Annotated in this window: 1 protein-coding gene; it reads right to left on the bottom strand. The window is 58.4% G+C overall.

The features are described 5' to 3' along the window. The coding region (locus FNK51_RS26885) for a hypothetical protein (protein ID WP_181762364.1) at window positions 1–255 on the bottom strand (255 nt) is incomplete at both ends.

Genomic DNA, 255 nt, shown 5'->3' with positions numbered 1-255 from the left:
CCCATCATCATACCTGGCTGGCCTGGGTTTTGGCTGCCCATCATCATACCTGGCTGGCCTGGGTTTTGGCCGCCCATCATACCTGGCTGGCCTCCGTTTTGACCACCCATCATACCTGGCTGGCCTGGGTTTTGGCCGAACATCATCCCAGGCTGACCTGGGTTTTGACCGCCCATCATCATACCTGGCTGACCTGGGTTTTGGCCGCCCATCATCATACCTGGCTGGCCTGGGTTTTGGCCGCCCATCATCATA

The organism is Bacillus sp. B4EP4a, from assembly GCF_006680105.1.
GTDB lineage: Bacteria > Bacillota > Bacilli > Bacillales > DSM-1321 > Peribacillus > Peribacillus simplex_E.
Note: the sequence above shows the minus strand (reverse complement) of the source record. Positions and strands in the feature narration are given on the sequence as shown.